The sequence below is a fragment of the Mycobacterium sp. Aquia_213 genome (assembly GCF_026625985.1).
GTDB lineage: Bacteria > Actinomycetota > Actinomycetes > Mycobacteriales > Mycobacteriaceae > Mycobacterium.
Genome location: NZ_CP113116.1, coordinates 4,277,259 through 4,294,846 on the forward strand (window position 1 = coordinate 4,277,259; position 17,588 = coordinate 4,294,846).

General features: G+C 59.8%; 14 protein-coding genes. 6 read left to right on the plus strand and 8 right to left on the minus strand.

All coding sequences use genetic code 11. The features are described 5' to 3' along the window. Positions 1 to 57: 57 nt before the first annotated feature. Entirely contained in the window at positions 58 to 990 is a 933-nt protein-coding gene (locus tag LMQ14_RS19835; protein ID WP_267731221.1) for an SDR family NAD(P)-dependent oxidoreductase, read from the minus strand. Between the two features lie 122 nt (positions 991 to 1,112). Here LMQ14_RS19835 and LMQ14_RS19840 point away from each other — a divergent pair, with 122 nt between their 5' ends. After that, positions 1,113 to 1,910, plus strand: a complete 798-nt coding sequence (locus LMQ14_RS19840; protein ID WP_267731222.1) for a helix-turn-helix transcriptional regulator — start codon at positions 1,113 to 1,115, stop codon at positions 1,908 to 1,910. Positions 1,911 to 2,014: 104 nt separating this feature from the next. Here LMQ14_RS19840 and LMQ14_RS19845 read toward each other — a convergent pair whose 3' ends face one another. Both LMQ14_RS19845 and LMQ14_RS19850 read right to left on the minus strand, forming a co-directional pair. Then, positions 2,015 to 2,149 (minus strand): hypothetical protein, encoded by a 135-nt coding sequence (locus LMQ14_RS19845; protein WP_267731223.1) that lies wholly within the window; start codon positions 2,147 to 2,149, stop codon positions 2,015 to 2,017. 394 nt (positions 2,150 to 2,543) lie between these two features. Beyond that, positions 2,544 to 2,816, minus strand: a complete 273-nt coding sequence (locus LMQ14_RS19850) for a hypothetical protein (protein ID WP_267731224.1) — start codon at positions 2,814 to 2,816, stop codon at positions 2,544 to 2,546. Between the two features lie 429 nt (positions 2,817 to 3,245). Between LMQ14_RS19850 and LMQ14_RS19855 the strand changes: the two genes are divergently transcribed. Further along, positions 3,246 to 3,692 carry a hypothetical protein gene (locus LMQ14_RS19855; RefSeq protein WP_267731225.1) on the plus strand — a complete coding sequence of 149 codons (447 nt, stop codon included), beginning with the start codon at positions 3,246 to 3,248 and terminating at the stop codon, positions 3,690 to 3,692. 217 nt (positions 3,693 to 3,909) lie between these two features. On the opposite strand, the gene LMQ14_RS19860 is transcribed toward LMQ14_RS19855, so the two are convergent. From LMQ14_RS19860 to LMQ14_RS28315, 3 genes are all read right to left on the minus strand, one after another. Continuing rightward, complete coding sequence (locus LMQ14_RS19860) at positions 3,910 to 4,788, minus strand: SMODS domain-containing nucleotidyltransferase (protein WP_267731226.1); 879 nt, start codon at positions 4,786 to 4,788, stop codon at positions 3,910 to 3,912. 4 nt (positions 4,789 to 4,792) lie between these two features. Further along, positions 4,793 to 5,719, minus strand: a complete 927-nt coding sequence (locus LMQ14_RS19865) for an S-4TM family putative pore-forming effector (RefSeq protein WP_267731227.1) — start codon at positions 5,717 to 5,719, stop codon at positions 4,793 to 4,795. A gap of 288 nt (positions 5,720 to 6,007) precedes the next feature. Next, positions 6,008 to 6,292: a DUF3892 domain-containing protein gene (locus tag LMQ14_RS28315; RefSeq protein WP_420714547.1), complete on the minus strand. Its 285-nt coding sequence runs from the start codon at positions 6,290 to 6,292 to the stop codon at positions 6,008 to 6,010. A 647-nt stretch (positions 6,293 to 6,939) separates the two neighbouring features. Between LMQ14_RS28315 and LMQ14_RS19870 the strand changes: the two genes are divergently transcribed. After that, positions 6,940 to 9,378, plus strand: coding sequence for an AAA family ATPase (locus LMQ14_RS19870; protein ID WP_267731228.1), 2,439 nt, complete (start codon positions 6,940 to 6,942; stop codon positions 9,376 to 9,378). 577 nt (positions 9,379 to 9,955) lie between these two features. Beyond that, positions 9,956 to 12,802 (plus strand): DNA methyltransferase, encoded by a 2,847-nt coding sequence (locus tag LMQ14_RS19875; RefSeq protein WP_267731229.1) that lies wholly within the window; start codon positions 9,956 to 9,958, stop codon positions 12,800 to 12,802. 104 nt (positions 12,803 to 12,906) lie between these two features. Here the strand turns inward: LMQ14_RS19875 and LMQ14_RS19880 are convergent, their stop codons facing one another. Both LMQ14_RS19880 and LMQ14_RS19885 read right to left on the minus strand, forming a co-directional pair. After that, on the minus strand, positions 12,907 to 14,364 hold the full coding sequence (locus tag LMQ14_RS19880) for a hypothetical protein (protein ID WP_267731230.1): 1,458 nt from the start codon (positions 14,362 to 14,364) through the stop codon (positions 12,907 to 12,909). Between the two features lie 207 nt (positions 14,365 to 14,571). Then, on the minus strand, positions 14,572 to 15,546 hold the full coding sequence (locus tag LMQ14_RS19885) for an AurF N-oxygenase family protein (RefSeq protein WP_267731231.1): 975 nt from the start codon (positions 15,544 to 15,546) through the stop codon (positions 14,572 to 14,574). Between the two features lie 133 nt (positions 15,547 to 15,679). Between LMQ14_RS19885 and LMQ14_RS19890 the strand changes: the two genes are divergently transcribed. After that, complete coding sequence (locus tag LMQ14_RS19890) at positions 15,680 to 16,846, plus strand: sensor histidine kinase (protein ID WP_267731232.1); 1,167 nt, start codon at positions 15,680 to 15,682, stop codon at positions 16,844 to 16,846. Continuing rightward, positions 16,843 to 17,511, plus strand: coding sequence for a response regulator (locus LMQ14_RS19895; protein ID WP_267731233.1), 669 nt, complete (start codon positions 16,843 to 16,845; stop codon positions 17,509 to 17,511). Before LMQ14_RS19890 ends, LMQ14_RS19895 begins: the two co-directional genes overlap by 4 nt. The last annotated feature ends 77 nt before the right edge of the window (positions 17,512 to 17,588 follow it).

Here is a 17,588-nt window from a genome sequence, read left to right on the forward strand (position 1 = left end):
TTCCCGGCACGGCGTTGAGCTTCGCGACGTCCACCTGGACCGACGTTAAATGGATTCTTAGCGATAGTTAGAAGCGCTTGCCTGTTCCATCCAGTCCCATAGGGCCCGCTCGCGATCGGCGTCGTATGACTCGCCGGAAGACGCCGTGGCCTGGGTGCGGTGTATGTAGGAGCCGGTGGGAGCTGTTGTCACACCGAGGATTACGTCGGCGAGTTTGCGACCTGCGACCGGTGCGGTGTCGACGATGGGCGTGGCCTCCAGAACCGGAATGATCCATTTCATCAACAGCGGGAGTGCACCGCCTGCATCTCGGGAGAGCCCCGTGCCCGTCACGAGACTCGGGTTGTAGGAGACGATGTCGATGCCTTCAGGTAGTCGGCGGGCCCATTCGTGTACGAGGTGGATGCCGGCCAACTTGCTCGTTGCGTAAGCGCGGCGGCCTGCGCGGACGTGGCCGGGCCGGTTGAATGCGCCCGGCTGGGAGAGGACCTCGGGAGTTGACCATCGGGGTGGGGGCAGCGTGCCGCCGGTGTGCCGGAAGTCGCCGAAGTGAGCGTCGCTGACAGTGACAACGATGCGCGCCGGTGCTTGAAGGTGCGGGTGCAATCGTCTCAGGAGCAGGTGGGTCGACAAGACGTTGACGGCGAAGGTCGTCTCGTACCCGTCGACGGTGGTGTGGAGCGCGTCGGCGAGGTGGACGCCGCCGTTGCAGACGACGCCTCGAAGAGCGGGAAGCTCACCGGCGTCGAGGAGGTCCTCCAGCTGTGCTGCGGCATTTTCGATGCTTGCCTTGCTTGCGAGATCGGTGCCGATCATCGACACCTCGGGTGAGATCTCTTGCAGGCGGGGGAGTGCCTCGGCGCCGGAGGTTTCTCGCGCTAAAAGCACTAGGTGAATCTCGGGACTGCGGCGCAGGATGTCGCGCGCCGCTTCGAACCCGATTCCCCGCGTGGCGCCAGTCATGACGATGGTCTGGGTGGTTGCGCTCATGTGCTCAATGTGCGGGACCTCGTGCGGGCGGGCAAGGCCTTGTCGAGCCTGGTACCGGCAGGGCCATGCTTGTTGGGTTCCGCCGCACATGGCCGAAGGCACAATAGTGGCGTGCAGGCCACGTGACGAGCAATGACCGGGCGGACTTCGGGGAGTACTTGCGTCGTCGACGCTCTCAGATGGCGCCCCCGGGTCGGCCGGGCGGCGCGCGGGCGTCACACCGGCGGGTTCCGGGGCTGCGCCGCCAGGAGCTGTCCGATGTCGCCGGAATCTCCGTCGAGTACTACACACGCCTCGAGCAGGGTCGTGCGCCGCGTCCCTCCCGCGAGGTTCTCGCGGCGTTGGCAAGAGCCTTCGAACTTTCGGGCGTCGAAAGGGCCCACTTGTTTCGACTCGCCGGTGAACTTCCCCCCGAGCCCGACGCTCCCGACACCGAGGTACGTCCGGGTCTGCTGCGATTGATGCGCAGTCTCGATGACAGCACACCGATCACTATTCACGACGGACACTTGGACCTGTTGGCGCACAATGCCGCCGCAGCAGAACTCTTCGGGCCGCTCTCTATCGGAGGGCCGTATGGTCGCAACATTGTCTACCAGTGCTTCACGGCTGCACCACTTCGCGACGTCCTCGGTGAGGACGGGACCGACCAGCTCGCAAGCGAGTCCACGGCTCAACTCCGCTTGGCGCTGAGTCGGTACCCCGATGATGGGTATCTACAGTCCCTGTTCGGCGAGCTGTCCGCAATCAGCGCAGCATTCCGCGCCCATTGGGAGCGTGGTGAGGTCGGCGCGCGGCGGTCAGCGGTCAAGCGACTGCGCCACCCGACCCGTGGCTGGCTGAGTTTCGACAGCGAGGTGTTACACGATCCCGAGCGCGACCATTGGGTGATGCTCTATACCCCCCGCGACACCCCCTGACCCTGCGACCCCGGAGCGATACCGCACACATCGAATACTGCATCTCCGAAAGTTCGTGTGCCGACCGCGGCCTGAGACTCCAGTGATGTCCTGACTCAACAGGTTTAGCCTGCGGCGTGCAGCTGACGGCCCGGCATCGGCATCACCCACGCCAACACCCCGGTACTGATCCTCGTCGCCGCCACCACCGTCACCGTCATCAGCAAAACCGGCCACCACGTCCTAAGCAGCCACCACATCGACCCCGACAAAAACTATTGGCGCAACCAAAACAAAAACCCCGGCCGATGGCCGGGGAATCTGTAACCCATGTCGCGACTCAGAACAAAGAGTGGTCCTCCGTGAAGCTCTTTCGAACCAAAATGGACACTTTGTCAAATTAAGTAGTTTGGCTAGCTTTCTTGCCCATAACAACAGGGGTCAGGCATCGCCGCAGGTCAGGGCTACGGTACCGCGAAAGTACCGCATGACCCGCCAACTCAGCCGGGCCGAGCTGCAGCAGATCATCGAGCTCTACCGCTCCGGTCTGTCTACGTACAAGTTGGCGGCGCGCTTCGGGACGAACCGCCACACCATCGCCAGCCATTTAAAGCGCGGTGGAGTGACGCTGCGCTCCCCATACGACCGGCCGACTTAAGCCGCCCGCCGGTCCTCGTCGTCGAGGTCCTTTTTGGCAATGGCGATCGCTGCCTTCACGAGCAGACGCAGATCCGGTTCCGGTCGAACAACGCTGCGGACGATGATGCCCTGATTACCCCCGACCAGCATCGTGTCTCCGCGGCTGAATCTGGCATAGGCCCGGCCGGCCCGCTGCGGCAACGACGGATCGGCCACCTTGACCGCGCGCCGATGGACGAGCAGCTCGGATTCGGTCAGGTCCGACGCCGGCTGGTAAAAGCGGTGCAATGACCCGCCAGCTGAGCCCGGCCGAGTTGCAGCAGATCATTTGAGCTCTATCGGCTTGGCACGTCCACCTACAAGCTGGCGGCACAGTTCGGAACGAATCGCCACACCATCGCCAGCCACTTGAAGCGGAGCGGGGTGACGCTGCGCTCCCCCTATGACCGGCCACGCTAAGCCGCACGGTGGTCCTCGTCCTAGATCTCCTTTTAGCGATGGCAATCGCCGCCTTGACCTGCAGGCGCAGATCCGGTTCCGTTCGGACCAAAGCGCGAACGGGCAGTACCCGGTCTGCGACCGCGTGCACGCTGACATGGTGTGGTAGTAGGGAACCGAACGGGCGAGTCTCCCGGTCAATTGGCTAGGTTTGCCATCAGGCGGGGCAACTTCACTCGCTCGACAAGCCGAGGGGCGCGCACTGGAACTGGGGAGTCAATGAGGACCGAATTCTTTGGGCGGACACCCGAACAGTGGGATGAGTTCGTAACGGCCAGCACGGACCTGCTGCTGGAGCACGGAACACGGATCTACTACAAACAGCTCAACGACACTGTGGCAGAGCGAACCGGGCTGCGGCCGTTCAACCTAGACGACATTCACGAACGTTCGGCACTTGGGCACGTATTGGGCGATGTCAACCATCGCACCATCGATGACATCGAGGCCGTCATGGGAAAGCGCGCGATGCTCAGCGCGCTGGTTTGGTTAAAGGAAGGCAGAGACCAGTTCGGCACGGGCTTTTACAAGTGGGCCGTGGACAACGGTCTGTTGCCGCCGAATCCAGGTGACGACGTACGGCTTGTATTTGCGGCTGAACAAACTGGTCTCGCGCAGAGCTATTGCCGCGCCCGCAGAAGGCGCAGGAGGGGCCTAGTCGGTTGATGGACATATATCGGACCTGCGACAAGGACGTTGATTGTATGACAATGGCGTGATCTTGTTCAGCAGAATTCGAAGCCCAGGTCGCTGATTCATCGTCACAGTTAGCCCTGAGTCAGTTTATTCCGAACACAATGTTGCCTGGTATGTAAGTTGATGTTTCTGTGGCAGATGGGTCGTGACGATTCGTTTCCTCACCCTGTCCTCCAGAAATCGATATTTATTCGTATGCCGGAAATCGCGATCCGAGAATTATTCCCCATTGCCTTATTGACTCCCGAGCGTCACCGCGATTCTCCGCCGCAAGTGCAAGATCCGCACGATCACGAGCCGCACCAAGCGCCGCGTTGACCAGCGTCCGATTGGTCGAGGTCAAATAGGTCGAGAGGTCTCCACCGTAACCGGCGGGATCCTGCACGCTTAAGTTGTACTGATTGTAATCGAAGAACAGCCGCAGAGCCTCTCGCCGATTGGTACCGAGAGTTGCGAATGTGCGAGCTGCCATCATTTCGAGATGAAATGAAGATAGATACGAGCTGTGTGCCTTATTCCACTGCTTAGCAACCACCACGAAGCGTTTCAGATTACCGCCCAACTCACTGTTTCGACGGTTTACATAGGTTTCATGTTCTATCGGATTAGTGGACAGCCAGCCTCCGCTGCCGTCCGGTATTTTATAGTATCCATCTGAAATCTTCACGACAGCAGCCACATCAACCACCAGTCCATCTGAATAAAATAGACGGACCGCCTGACCACGCGCGCCGATCTTTTTTACCGTAGAGCTCGCAGACAAACTACTTCGGACTCGATACAAGAAGTCAGTCGAACTGTATTGATACGTCCTCTGCCACAAGTCATCGTCGACGTGCAGATGAACAAGAAGATCCATATCATCGAACGGTCGGCTTGCAGTGTGACGTCCGAGCGAACCGATCAGCTTGGCGGACTGGAACTGTATCGTTGCCGTTGAGGGGAATGCGGCTTTGAGTGTGTTGACGACGTTCGTACGCCTATCGCTAACCTTCTGACTTATTGCGTCATCTTCTTTGATGGCATCGTAAAACTCGTCAAATGCCTGCGCTGTCGTCGTTGCCATACGCCTATTCCCCTTTTGCCCTCTTTGCTAACTGGTTGGCTGCGGACTTCATTGCAAGTTCATTGCGTTTGCGCGACACCCAATAGACCGAGTCCGGTACCTGTGGAGCGTTCCGCCGAAGGTCAAACAGTCTGCCTTGCCAGACCAAAGCATCCTGAGGATCGAGACCACCAGCATCCCCCGCAATCCGCTGTTCAAGCGTTGTCACAAGGTCCCTGCGATCCACAGCAGCGCGGCGAAGGCTCCGCCAGTACTCCCACACATCCAGAAACGGAGGAAGAAGGGGCATCACGATTCCAAGGATGAACTGTGCTGCCGTCAGCTTGAACAAAATGCCAGCTGCAATAAGGGCGACAGTCCACACGGCCATGCCGAGGACCCATACTTGAGCCGTCGCCTTGAGCAATCGGTCGGAATAGGACGCGTTCGCGCGCTGGCAGATCGCGACCGCCAGGAGTCCGTCCTGGCTCGTGTCGATCGGATACCAATCAGTGAGTTTCTGTTTATCCGCCCTGCTAAGGACGTCAGCATCGGGGCCGGCGAGAAGTGATATTTCTTCAAGCGACGGCAGCGCAGCGCGGTCGCCGCTCGACGGCATGCCGAAAATGAGCTGATCGAAGACTTCTTGAACGGCAGCCGCCTGTTCAACTTTTCTCTGCTCCAGCCTCGACAGAGCAGTCCTGCCGATGAATATCCAAGCACCGGCCACTGCACCGGCAGCCACCGCCAGGTTAGGCCAGACCACCGAAACCACCGGAGCAACGATGGCAATCACCAGCATGCCAAGCCAGCGGAGCCCAAGCCAGCGCTTCGATTGTGAATACAGTCGGCGTTGTGCCAGCAAGAGTTGCAAAGCCTCAGCAGAATTCTGGCGGTCGGCAATCTCCCGGCCAGTCGGCGGAACGTACTCGTCCTGGTTCTGCGAATTCAAGATGCCACCTTTCTGAACACTTCGATTTGCGCTCATTATATTATATTCTAAATTGTGCAAGATTTTGACTAGTATTCATTTATGCACGTAACTGCAGACGCTTTCGATCGCGGCATAAATAGCGCGCGATCCACTTGCGAATAGCTTATGCTTAAAATCAACAACCTACTCACGTCGATACGGCCAACCGGCCCGACTGTCGCGGCTTTGTTCCGAACCGTCTGTGACCATGAGGATGAGCACCCGTATCAGCTTGCGCAATCCCTACTTAACTCCATCGGCACGAATCTAGTACTTCGGCAACGCCAATAGATTATCCGTCCACTCGTGGTCTGCATATGTGCGAATGTATGCAGGTAAGTGCTGTGGATGCACCGTTCCGACATAGGCGTACAGCGACCGATTTGTTTGGGAGCGAACAATCGCCTTATTCGCATCGGACGTGTCTAACCATTCGACCATCGCCTCACGCGTGGCCCTCTTAGTCTGCCCACTCCCATTCACGTATTTCACCTCCGCGATGTGCTCATGGCGTTCGCCGCCAACCATATGCCGCTCAATTATTTCAATCATTTCTGCCTCCGAATATTGTGATTACTGTGGACGAATATGCTGTACTACGAAAACCACGACGAGAGCACTATCAGTGCACCAAGGCAAGATAGGACATACCGCGGAGCCTCCGACACGTATTAACGCATCGTTTAATTGCGGGCACAAACAAAACGAATCGAGCTTACTGGAGCTACTCTTCCATAAATGGGCGATGTGAAACTGGACCTACCGGCGCTTCCGTCTCGCTTGGGCCAACGCACTTCCTGCAAGCGATTTCACTGCCGCCGAAGACCGCGAGCTGCGAAGAAGTTTTGAAGCTGTCTTCGCGACTCTGCGGCTGGTTTGCTTCGCGCCCGACGATTTCCGAGCCATCTGATACCTCACTCAGCCCTGCGTCGATCTGATGCCACTAAGACGTGCGAACGCCGCGACACCGATCCAAGCCATGGCACTCGCCTCAGGACCTCGACGGTGCCAGCCGCAGAGCATTCACCGCAGCCCAACAGGATGACATATTCAGAGCGCCGCGGCAACCGGGGTACTTGTCGCCTCCAGTCCGGCGTGATCGACCCAGCAGTTAGTCCACGCGAACAGCAAGTGATGGTTTGAGTTCGCGCCTTTTGTCGACGCACGCCCGTACGCTATGCCCCGAAAGGTGGTCGGGGATGGCTAATGAACAACTCAAGGACCAGGTCCTCCGGTGTGCTGATGACGATGACTCGCTCAGCGAGCAGGCGCGCCTCGCCTTGTTGGCGGCCTTCGAAAACCCCAATGAGCTGTCGGAGATACTCGGCGGAGAGCAGGCGGCATCGAGTATGCCGACACCCCTGTCAGCGGAGGAAAACCAGCGCCCAACCCCGGTCGGCGCGTTCCTGACATCAATTGTCGTGCGCGGGTTTCGAGGCATCGGCCCGACTACGACGGTGCCGCTGCAGCCGGGGCCAGGCCTGACAGTCATTGCCGGTCGCAATGGGTCAGGAAAATCGACTCTCGCGGAAGCGCTGGAGCTCGCATTGACTGGCGTGAACTCCCGCTGGAGGGACAAGACCGCAGTCTGGTCGCAGACCTGGCGAAACCTGCACGCCGGCGAACCCGCAGAGATCCGAATCGGCATCGCGGAAGAAGGCTCTGGCACAACGGTTATAGGCGTTGACTGGCCGAAGGGCGCCGAGGATGTTGTCACCGAGAAGAAGGCTTGGGTTCAGCGGAGCGGCCAAAAGCGCGAACCAATTGACGTTCTCGGCTGGAACCAAGCACTAGAGATGTACCGGCCGATACTCAGCTACGACGAACTTGGCCAGATCTTGGAGGGCAGCCCAAGCAAGTTCCACGACCAGCTCTACAAGCTGCTCGGTCTTGAGCAACTCACCGATGCGATCGGCATCCTCGACAGCGAGGTGAAGTTGCAGAAACAACCCGGCGCAGATCTCAAGATCTCGCGGGATGCACTCAAGATAACCCTCGCGGACCACCAGGATCCGCGTGCTGCGACCGCGTTGACGCAAATCACCAAGTCGAAACCAGATCTTGATTCCGTGAGACCACTGATCACGGAGGGAGCTCGTTCAACGCTTCCGCCCGCCTGGCAACAGGCGCAGCAGCTCTCCGCACCGTCCAGTGAAGCTGTTACTAACGCATCTACGGCCCTGCGATCGGCAGCCGCGACCGAGCAACAGCAGACCGCCCGCTCCGACGCACTTGCCACTGACCGCAGCCGACTACTGAGCGCCGCGCTTACATACCACCGCAATCATGGCGATCAACCGTGTCCGATCTGCGGTGAGGGGTCGTTGGATGCAGAGTGGGCAGCGTCGGCGCAGCGCACTGTAGAACTCGATCAAAGCGCTAACCGGGCACTGACCACTGCGCGCGCTGCAACCGAAGCGGCGCGCCGCGCTCTGATCGAAATCATCCGCGCGGTTATTAAACCCCCGGTCGCTGACGACACTATGTCCACTCTGAAGGCCGCCCATGACGCCTTCGATCGATGGTCGAATTTTCCGATCGGCGATGATGCCGCGCTCGCCGAGCACGCCGAGGCTGCCCTGCCGCAAATCGATCGTGCCTATAACGCGCTCCGTGACGAAGCGTCCGCTTTGACCAGTGCCAGAGAGGACGCATGGGGGCCCATTGCCATCCAACTCGCGGAGTTGATCGGTCGTGCCGAAAAGGCAGCCGAGGCCGCCCCCAAACTCAAGATCGCCACTGACGCGCTGAAATGGCTGCAAGCGAACGCTAGTCAACTCCGCAACGAGCGAATCGCCCCTCTGGCCGAAAAAGCTCGAGCAATCTGGGCAGCACTCCGTCAGGAAAGTAATGTCGACCTCGGCGCCATCCGATTGGAAGGACAGAAGACTCATCGCCGAGTAGTACTCGAGGCTGCGGTCGACGGCGCCGAGACTGAGGCATTCGGCGTCATGAGCCAAGGCGAGCTGCACGCCTTGGCACTTGCCGTCTTCTTACCACGAGCTACCTTGGAGGAGAGTCCGTTTCGCTTTGTCGTCCTCGATGACCCAATTCAGGCGATGGATCCATCCAAGATCGAGGGCTTCCTCGAAGTGCTGAACGAGCTCGCCGTCGACCGGCAAGTCATCGTCCTCACGCACGACGACCGGTTACCGGCAGCGATCCGAAGGTCGAGAGCACAAGCTCGAATCCTTGAAGTGACACGCGGCGCCAATTCTCTGGTCGCGGTTACCGATTCGAGCCGACCAGCAACTAGGCTGCTCGATGACGCCTACGCTATCGCGGCCGACGACGCGGTTCCCGACGCCATCAAGAAGGCGGCAATTCCGGTGCTGTGCCGGGAAGCCCTGGAATCTGTCGCGTGGGACGCCTTCTGCGCCGCGGGACTTATTGGCGGTCGGTCTTCCGCCATCCTGGAGGCAGATTGGCAGGGACGAACAAACACACGCATGCGCGTTGCAAGCGCCGTGGATCCGTCGGACCCCACTGCGGTCGATAAATGGATAGGCGGCGGGAGTGCCCGCCAGGCCGCTATGGCAGTCGCCACCAAAGGAATTCACGGCGGCGTACAGGACTATAAAGTGGCCGTCCAGGTGACCAAGACCGCAGTCAACGACCTGAGCCGCCTGGCGCGATGACCGACCGCGAGGGGTTACTCGCTTACGCCGACAAACTGTTGAACGGCTCTATCGACCTGGGATCCCGCAACGCGCGAACGGCGGCACTTCTCGCGCGTTGCGCTTTCGAAGACTGGCTGAACGAGCAGTGCACTACCTGGGCTCCTCCGTCAAGCTATCCCAAACCGACGACTGCCTCCAGGCTGATAGTCCTCGGTGCTCTGCGGGGCACCGAAACGGGAGAAGAGGCGAAGCGACTATGGGCAAGCCTCAGCCGAGCCGTGCATCACCACGCCTACGAGCTTCAACCGTCCATGGCCGAAGTGACATTTCTGGTGCAACGGGTTCGCTCCTTGCACGGAGTGAACACATGAACATGCGGACAGCCCGTGAGTTTTCTTCCGCCATCCCCGCCCCGTCAGCGGTGCCACATTTCCAAGTACGTCATCGATGCCGACATCAAGGACGCATTTGGGAGGTCGTGCTGAACGAGATGAGCTGGAATGCGACCCATGTTGATGGTCGAATCCGCGGCAACTTGTCGTGAGTGTCGGCTACGTTTGGGCTCGGAACAGCGCCGGAGGGGAGCCGAGTAGGAATGCCGAGCGAACTCGACAGAGGTGCAATCAGGAATAATCTTGACGGGTTCGCACACCGTTGGCGCACGAAGATTGACTCATGGTCACCGACCGAACGTGGGCATTCTGAGTCATCGCACGCGCAGACGTTCTGGTCGGATCTATTGCGCCAGTTCGGCGTTATCCCCGAACGCTTCAGCCTGTTCGAGCACGATGCCAAACGGGCATCAACGGGCAATACAGGGTCGATCGACGTGTTCTGGTCCGGTGTATTCATCGGTGAAGCCAAGTCGATCAGCAACGACTTGCAGGCGGCCTTCGACCAGGCGCTGGATTACTTGTCGGGTGGCTCGATTGCGCAACATGAGTGGCCCAAGTTCGTGATTGTGACTGACTTTGAGCGTATCCGCGTCGACAAGCTGGGTGACGCCTCGTGGTCGTTGGTCATCCCACTCAACGAGATCGCAGATCATGTCGACCAACTCATTTTCCTGGCTGGCCTTGAAGTCATCACGAAGAAGGAGGAAGCCGACGCATCAATTCAAGCATCGAAGCTGATGGCTCAGCTCTACACCGCCATGGTTGGCGAGGACGCAGACGAGGGGGTCGGTGAGGAAGCGCCAACAACGGCCGCCGAGGAAGACGAAGCGGTGCAGTATGCGTCGATGTTTCTGACCCGCGTGCTGTTCATGCTGTACGGAGACGACGCGGGCCTTTGGGAAGAGGACCTGTTCTACAGATTTGTCACTTACGACACTACTGCCGATAATCTCGGCGGCCAGCTATTCAGCTTATTCAAGGTGTTAAATACTGTTGAGATAAAACGGAAAAACGTTCCCGCTTCGATGGCGGCGTTTCCATTTGTCAATGGGTCGCTCTTCAGCGACAAGATGGATCCACCCTTTTTCACCCCGCAGATGCGCGAAGCGCTCCTTGCCGCCTGCCGGTTCAGGTGGACGCAGATCAGCCCGGCATTGTTCGGTGCGATGTTTCAGCTTGTCAAGTCGAAGAAGGCACGACGACAGCAGGGCGAGCATTACACGTCAGAGGCCAACATTCTTAAGGTCATTGGTCCGCTATTCCTCGACGAGCTCAACGCGCGCGCCAATCGGCTCATTACAAACAAATCGACGACTATCAAGGAACTTCGCGAGTTTCGCGACTCGCTTGCCCAACATATCTTTGTCGACCCCGCCTGCGGATCAGGCAACTTCCTCAACATTGCTTACGCGAGGCTGCGCGAACTCGAAACACGGGTCATCGTCGCGATCCGGGACCGCGAGGGGCAGACAGGCATGTCACTCGATGCAACGCTCGAAACCAAGGTCACGATCGATCAGTTTCACGGCATCGAATTGAATTGGTGGCCAGCCAAAATCGCTGAAACAGCTATGTTCTTGGTCGATCATCAAGCGAACCGACAACTCGCGTCGGCGATCGGAGCTGCACCGAACCGGTTGCCGATCACGATCACCGCCCACATCCATCATGCTGACGCGCTTGAGGTCGACTGGTCGGACTTGATTCCGGTGCCGAAGGGTAGGACATACATCTTCGGCAACCCGCCATTCATCGGCCACGAGACGCGCACGAGCGAACAAGCCGCGCAGTTGCGCAACCTTTGGAAAACCGACGAGATCGGTAGACTTGACTACGTAACGGGTTGGCACGTAAAGACATCTGCCTTCCTGACAGATAATCCAGGCGACTGGGGCTACGTCACCACTAACTCCGTAACACAAGGTGACCAGGTTCCACGGCTATTCGGCGCGATTTTCGATGCCGGATGGAAAATCAAGTTCGCCCACCGCACCTTCGCTTGGAACTCGTTGGCTCCCGGCGCAGCAGTGGTGCACTGCGTCATCGTGGCGTTCACCAAAGACCGTACGGCCAAGCAACGATTATTCGATTACGCCACCGTAAAATCCGACCCTATCGAAGTACGCGTTGAGCGGGGTCTTAATGCTTACTTGATTGATGGCCCAAATGTGTTGGTGACAAAGGCAAGCAAGGCGCTCTCAACCGAGATTGCAAAGGCCGCCTTTGGCAACATGCCCCGCGACGCCGGCAACCTGTTGGTCGAACCTGAAGATTACGAAGCGGTCATTGCCGACCCGATAGCAGCCAAGTACGTTCGTCGGTTTCTCCAGGCGAACGAATTGATCTACAACGAGGACCGATGGTGTCTGTGGCTGGCTGGCAACGACTTCGATCCCGGCGACATCGCTAAAAGCCCGGTCTTGAAGAGCCGACTTGAAGCTGTGAAGGCATTTCGATCCAAGAGCACGGCCGCGAGCACTCGCGAGATGGCCAACACACCATACCTATTCGGACAACGCTCCCACACAAATACCCCGCAGATCGCGATTCCGCGGCACGTTGCGAATGACCGGCGGTACTTTACGGTGTTACGTGTCGGCCCCGAAGTAATCATTGGCGATGCCAACTTCGCGATGCCCGACGACACAGGATTGCAGTTCGGCCTGATTTCGTCGTCGATGTTCATCACCTGGCAGAAGGCGGTGGGCGGTCGCATCAAGTCTGATCCCCGTTTCGCCAGCACGCTTACGTGGAACACGTTTCCGGTTCCATCGCTGAAGCCAGCTGAGCGCCAGCTCATCGCCCTCGCAGGTAAGGCCGTGGAGTCCGCTAGGGCACTCCACCCTGAGCGGTCGTTGGCCGTCGCGTATGACCCGCTCGCGATGGACCCGAAGTTGATCAAGGCGCACGATGATCTCGACCGGGCGGTCGACAAGGTCTTCGGAGCTACAAAGCGTCTGAGCACCAATGTGCAGCGGCTCGAGCTGCTTTTCGCGAGCTACGAACGGCTCACCACGAGCCAGACGGAAGCTCACGAGGCGAAGTAGAGGGTCGAGCGGCCACGTCGGGTTTATCCAATCGTCGCCGATTTCCATGAATCGATCGTGCGCGGCCGAACAGCATGACGCTTGCTACAGACGGCCTTCGGGAATCACCAAAGGCCAGAACGAAATCCAAGCCGCTGGCGGAACTCCTGGATCTCCGTATACCCCGGCTGCTTGACCTTCGGGCGCCGGATCGGCTTTGCAAACGGGTCGCACTTGGCGGCGTAGTCCTGGCACCAGCTCATCCACTCGGATGCGGCTGCACGATCGTCGGGGTCGGTGATCTGTTCGACCCGGGCGGCCATCTCCGCTAGGTAGCGTCGGAGCCGTCCCGCCAACTCCCAGTGGTCGAGGTCTGCCTTGAGACGTTCACCAAGAGCGTGCTGGACGTAAGCCTCATGGGCGAGTTCTTCTTCGCGGGCCTGCCGAGCCTGCCGCTCGATCTCGGCGCGGCGTTCAGCATCCTTACCCTCGGCGTCGACGACAGCCCATCGCTCGAAAGTCATCATCACGTCCGGCAGCCGACTCTGTAACGACAGCGTCTTTGTCTCGGTCCAGGACTCCTTGGAAGAGAAACGGCTAGTGGTATCGACCGCGATCTTCAGGCGGTTCGCCGGAACGAAGTCGTACTTCGGAGGCCGGCTCCACGAATAGAGCTTTTGTCGTTCCAACTCTTCACGCGTCGGCGTGTGGTCGACCCGGTCCTGCGGTTGCCAAATATGTAGCGAGCACTCGATGTCACCCACCGTGAAAATCAAGTCGCCACTGAGCTTGGTGTTCTCGTGGCCATAACCGCGGTAATTCTGGCGCGTCACGCGCACGGCGTAGCCGCGGGCATCCGCTTCGCGGGCCAGCGCATGCAACAGCCGAAAGGCTCTCCCCCGCAACTCTTTTTCGATGGAGTCGAGTCGCTTCTCATCGCGCAACGACGCCACCGCCGGGTGCCAGCGCCCGATCCGCTCGGCTGCAACGACGTGCGACGGCGGTTCCGTCTGCCAATCCGACACCGACGAAAGCCGAAAGACGACATGGTGATACGACTTGCCGCGCGCCATGACGACTTCTTGACCGTCGGGCGCCATTCCCCGGCGGTTGATGATGCCGACCAGGCTCCGGTAACTGGTGGTGTCGTCTTTCGTGTCGCGTTCCAGCATCCCGCCCGCATCGATGATGTCCTTGATCAGCTTGCGGGTGGGAGTTAAGCCTTCGCGAGGCGTCGGCTTTTTGGTCCGGCCGGCAAGCTCGTCTGAGGTGAGGGGCGTCACGGGTCGCTTGGCAACCGCCGCCGGTCTCACGGGGGTATCCAGATCCACGAGCTGACTGCGACGCCGCTTGGCGAAATGACCAGGCGGGTAAGTACCGTTCGCCAGGTAGTACTCACCGGCTGGCAGGACGGCGGCGCTCCAGGTACCGCCGCGCTTCGATACCATCGCCAGACGCCGCGAGGCGAGCGCGTTTGCGGTCGTCTTGAAGGTGAAGTCGGTCCACCGGCCGTCAGGGCAACCGTCACTGATCCAACGCAGGACTTCCACCTGACGCTGATTGAGCGGAATGTCGAGTGCCACGTGGGAGATTGTCAGCTCCCCCGGTCGAGGACCGCGAGCCGGGAAGGCTACGCGCACGGTTTCCTCGGGACGAACTGGTGATCAGTTGTGCCGCGGCAGGTAGAGCACATCCCTTTGAGTGCGATGACAGCATCGGAGAGCGAGAGCGGGACGGAAGCGAGGTTGCGGTGCCTGAAGAGTCGCCCGCCAGCTGACGTGTGACGACCGTCATCGATCGATGGACGGGTCGTCCAGGCCAAGTAGGCGCCACAGCAAGCGGTAGCCCCCGCCGAGCACGCCCAACTCTGCACATAGCTTGCGCACTCGCCGGATAGCGGCGAGATTGTCAGCTTTGGTGGTGGGGTTGTTCGTATAGGCCTGAGCAAGCACCCCTTTTGGAATGCTGTATTTCGCGACCAACTGCGGCGAAGGCCGAAGCATCATTCTGGCCATGACCGACAGGATGATCGGCGCCCCTACACCGAGCTGGAGTCGGCCATACCACTTGAGTTTCGTTGCCCGTGTCTTGAGGTAGCTCCGCGCGAAGGAGAGATGACGGGCCTCCTCGGTGACGTGGATTCGCATCACCCGTTCGAGAACCGGCGGCAGATCGTTATCGCAGCGCAGAACCTTGCGCTGGACGTAATCGATTGGCTCTTCACCGCCGAGGACGAATACGAAGAACAGCGGCGGGAACCGCTTACCGAGCGCGATGACAAGGCGCGCACCCAGACGGGCATAAAGCGGCAGCCGGGCGGCATCAAAACCGCTGCGGTTGACGAATTCCTGGAACATCAAAGAGTGCTGACACTCTTCGATGACCTCGTGGTAGGCATACCTGAATTCGGGGGCACCATTGGGAAGCGTTCCGGCGAACTCGAGCAGTCCCTGCTTGAGGATCCGCTCGAACTCGATCCCGGTCTTCATCATCGCCACGGCGCCATCGAGGCCAAGGCCCAGTCGTTGCTCCGTCGGCAGAGATTGGTACCACTCCGTGCACGCAAGCGGATCATCTGACGGCAACTCCCAGCGGGGGTCCGTGCGATCGATCTTGAACTCGGCGGAATCCCAGTCGATGTCGCCATATGCGTCGAAATGGTGGGTGACCGAAAGGGCGGACAGCCGCGCAAGCAGTGCCCTGTACCGGCCGGCGTTGCTATCACGAACGTCACTGTGTTCGGGCAGTGTTGCTGAAATGGTCATGAAGGTAACGCTAGGGCGCCGAACCTGGTGTTTCGTCCGACTGCGGTCGTGAAAATCCCTCCTACCGTGGGTGGAGAACCCCTCGTCTTGAAGGACGATGCGAATGTCGCTTGCTACGTCTTAGGCTAAGGAGGTGAGCGTGATCGAGAGGGTGGCGGACTATGTGCGTCGCCGCTCGCGTGAGATGGGTATCGATTATCCGGTCGTGTATTTCGTCATCTCTTGGGTCGCCCAACTGGCTTCGTTTGGTCTCGCCGCCAGCCAGCGAGTAGTTGCCGGAGCACCGTGGATTGCCGTCTTGGCCGCCGCGATCTGGCTGACCCAGCTGATCGTCTTCTGGCCGAAGAGCTCCGCCGAAAACCTGTGGTGCGCGACCGCGCAGATTGGCGCAACGGTGGTCCTGTTGGTGCATCCGATCGAAAAGGACTTGGCACCTGTCATTCTCATTGTAACCGTCGTGACGATTTCGGCCATTGCGTCGTTTGCAGTGAGCGTAGTAGTCACCATCGCCGCGCTGATAACGCTGGCCGTCCCGACAGTCGCGGGCACGCTCGATTGGGGAATTCCCTATATGGCCGGTGTTGCGTGGGGCGCATTGGCAGGGCGCATGATGCTGATGCAACTGCGGCTTCTGTGGCGTGAACGCGACGCGCGGGAGGCCGACGCGGAACAGGCGGCAGGTGAAGAGCGCCGCAGGATCGCACGCGAGATCCACGATGTCATCGCGCACTCCCTGAGCATCACGCTGCTAAACCTCACGGTTGCCCGCCACGCCCTCCAGCAAGACCGCGACATCGCCGACGCGATCGAGGCGCTCGAAGACGCTGAACGTGTTGGGCGCCAAGCGATGTCCGATATCCGTCTTACAGTTGGGCTGTTAGGCACCCGACCGTCAGGTCCGACACCCGAACCCGGCATCGACGACATCGCCGAGCTCGTCGAGGACTTCCGGCGCGCAGGGATGATGGTCCATTACGACGTCGATGGCGCTCCCCAATGGGCCTCGGCAGCAACTGGACTCAGTCTCTACCGCATCACACAGGAGTCGCTGGCGAATGTCGCCAAACATGCTCCCGGTGCCGAAACTAGCGTCCACGTCGCTATCACGAACGAGTCGGCGACTGTTCGCGTCGCCAACACTGCTTCCCATCCGTTGGCCGTGTCCGATGCCGGATCCGGCATCCGCGGTATGCGGCAGCGTACCGAGATGCTTGGCGGCTCGTTTCGCGCCGGACCGGTGCCACCGGGATGGTTGGTTCACGCCGAGGTACCCACAGACGGCACCGGAGTGCGGTCATGAGCACGGATGACATCGCGGTGCTCCTAGTCGATGACCAGGAGCTAGTACGTTCCGGGCTGAGAAGAATGCTTCGGCCCAAAAGTGGTTTCAAGGTGGTCGGTGAGTGCTCGGACGGATCCGAAGTGCCTGCCGCTGTGGCCCAGTTCGAACCCGACATCGTCGTGATGGACCTGCGAATGAAACACGTGAGCGGGATCGAGGCGACCCGGTCGATTCAGGCGCGGGATCACCCACCGCCAGTCCTCGTTCTTACGACGTTCGACGACGACGAGCTGTTGTCGGGTGCGCTGCGTGCCGGTGCCGCAGGCTTCATCCTCAAGGATTCGCCGGCTGAGGAGCTCATCCGAGCTATTCGGGCTGTCGCCGACGGCGAAGCGTTCCTCGACCCTGCGGTTACCGGCCGCATCCTCACGACCTACCGTGCGGCAACGCCACGTGGCACAACAGCCTCCGTCGAGCAGCTGACCGCTCGCGAACTCGATGTGCTCGCACTCATCGGCCAGGGACGCACCAATACCGAGATTGGCCGGGAGCTGGGAATTTCGGCGTTGACTGTTAAGACCCACGTCGGCCACATCTTCGTCAAGCTCGGACTACGCGACCGCGCGGCAGCAATCGTGTATGCATTCGACCGAGGCATCGTAATGCCAGAGTGCGACGGCTGACTCATGAGATGACGAGTCCGAGCAGTCGCGGGGCACTTTGCGCCACTGAACGCAGCCTCGCTGATTCGTCCTCCGAA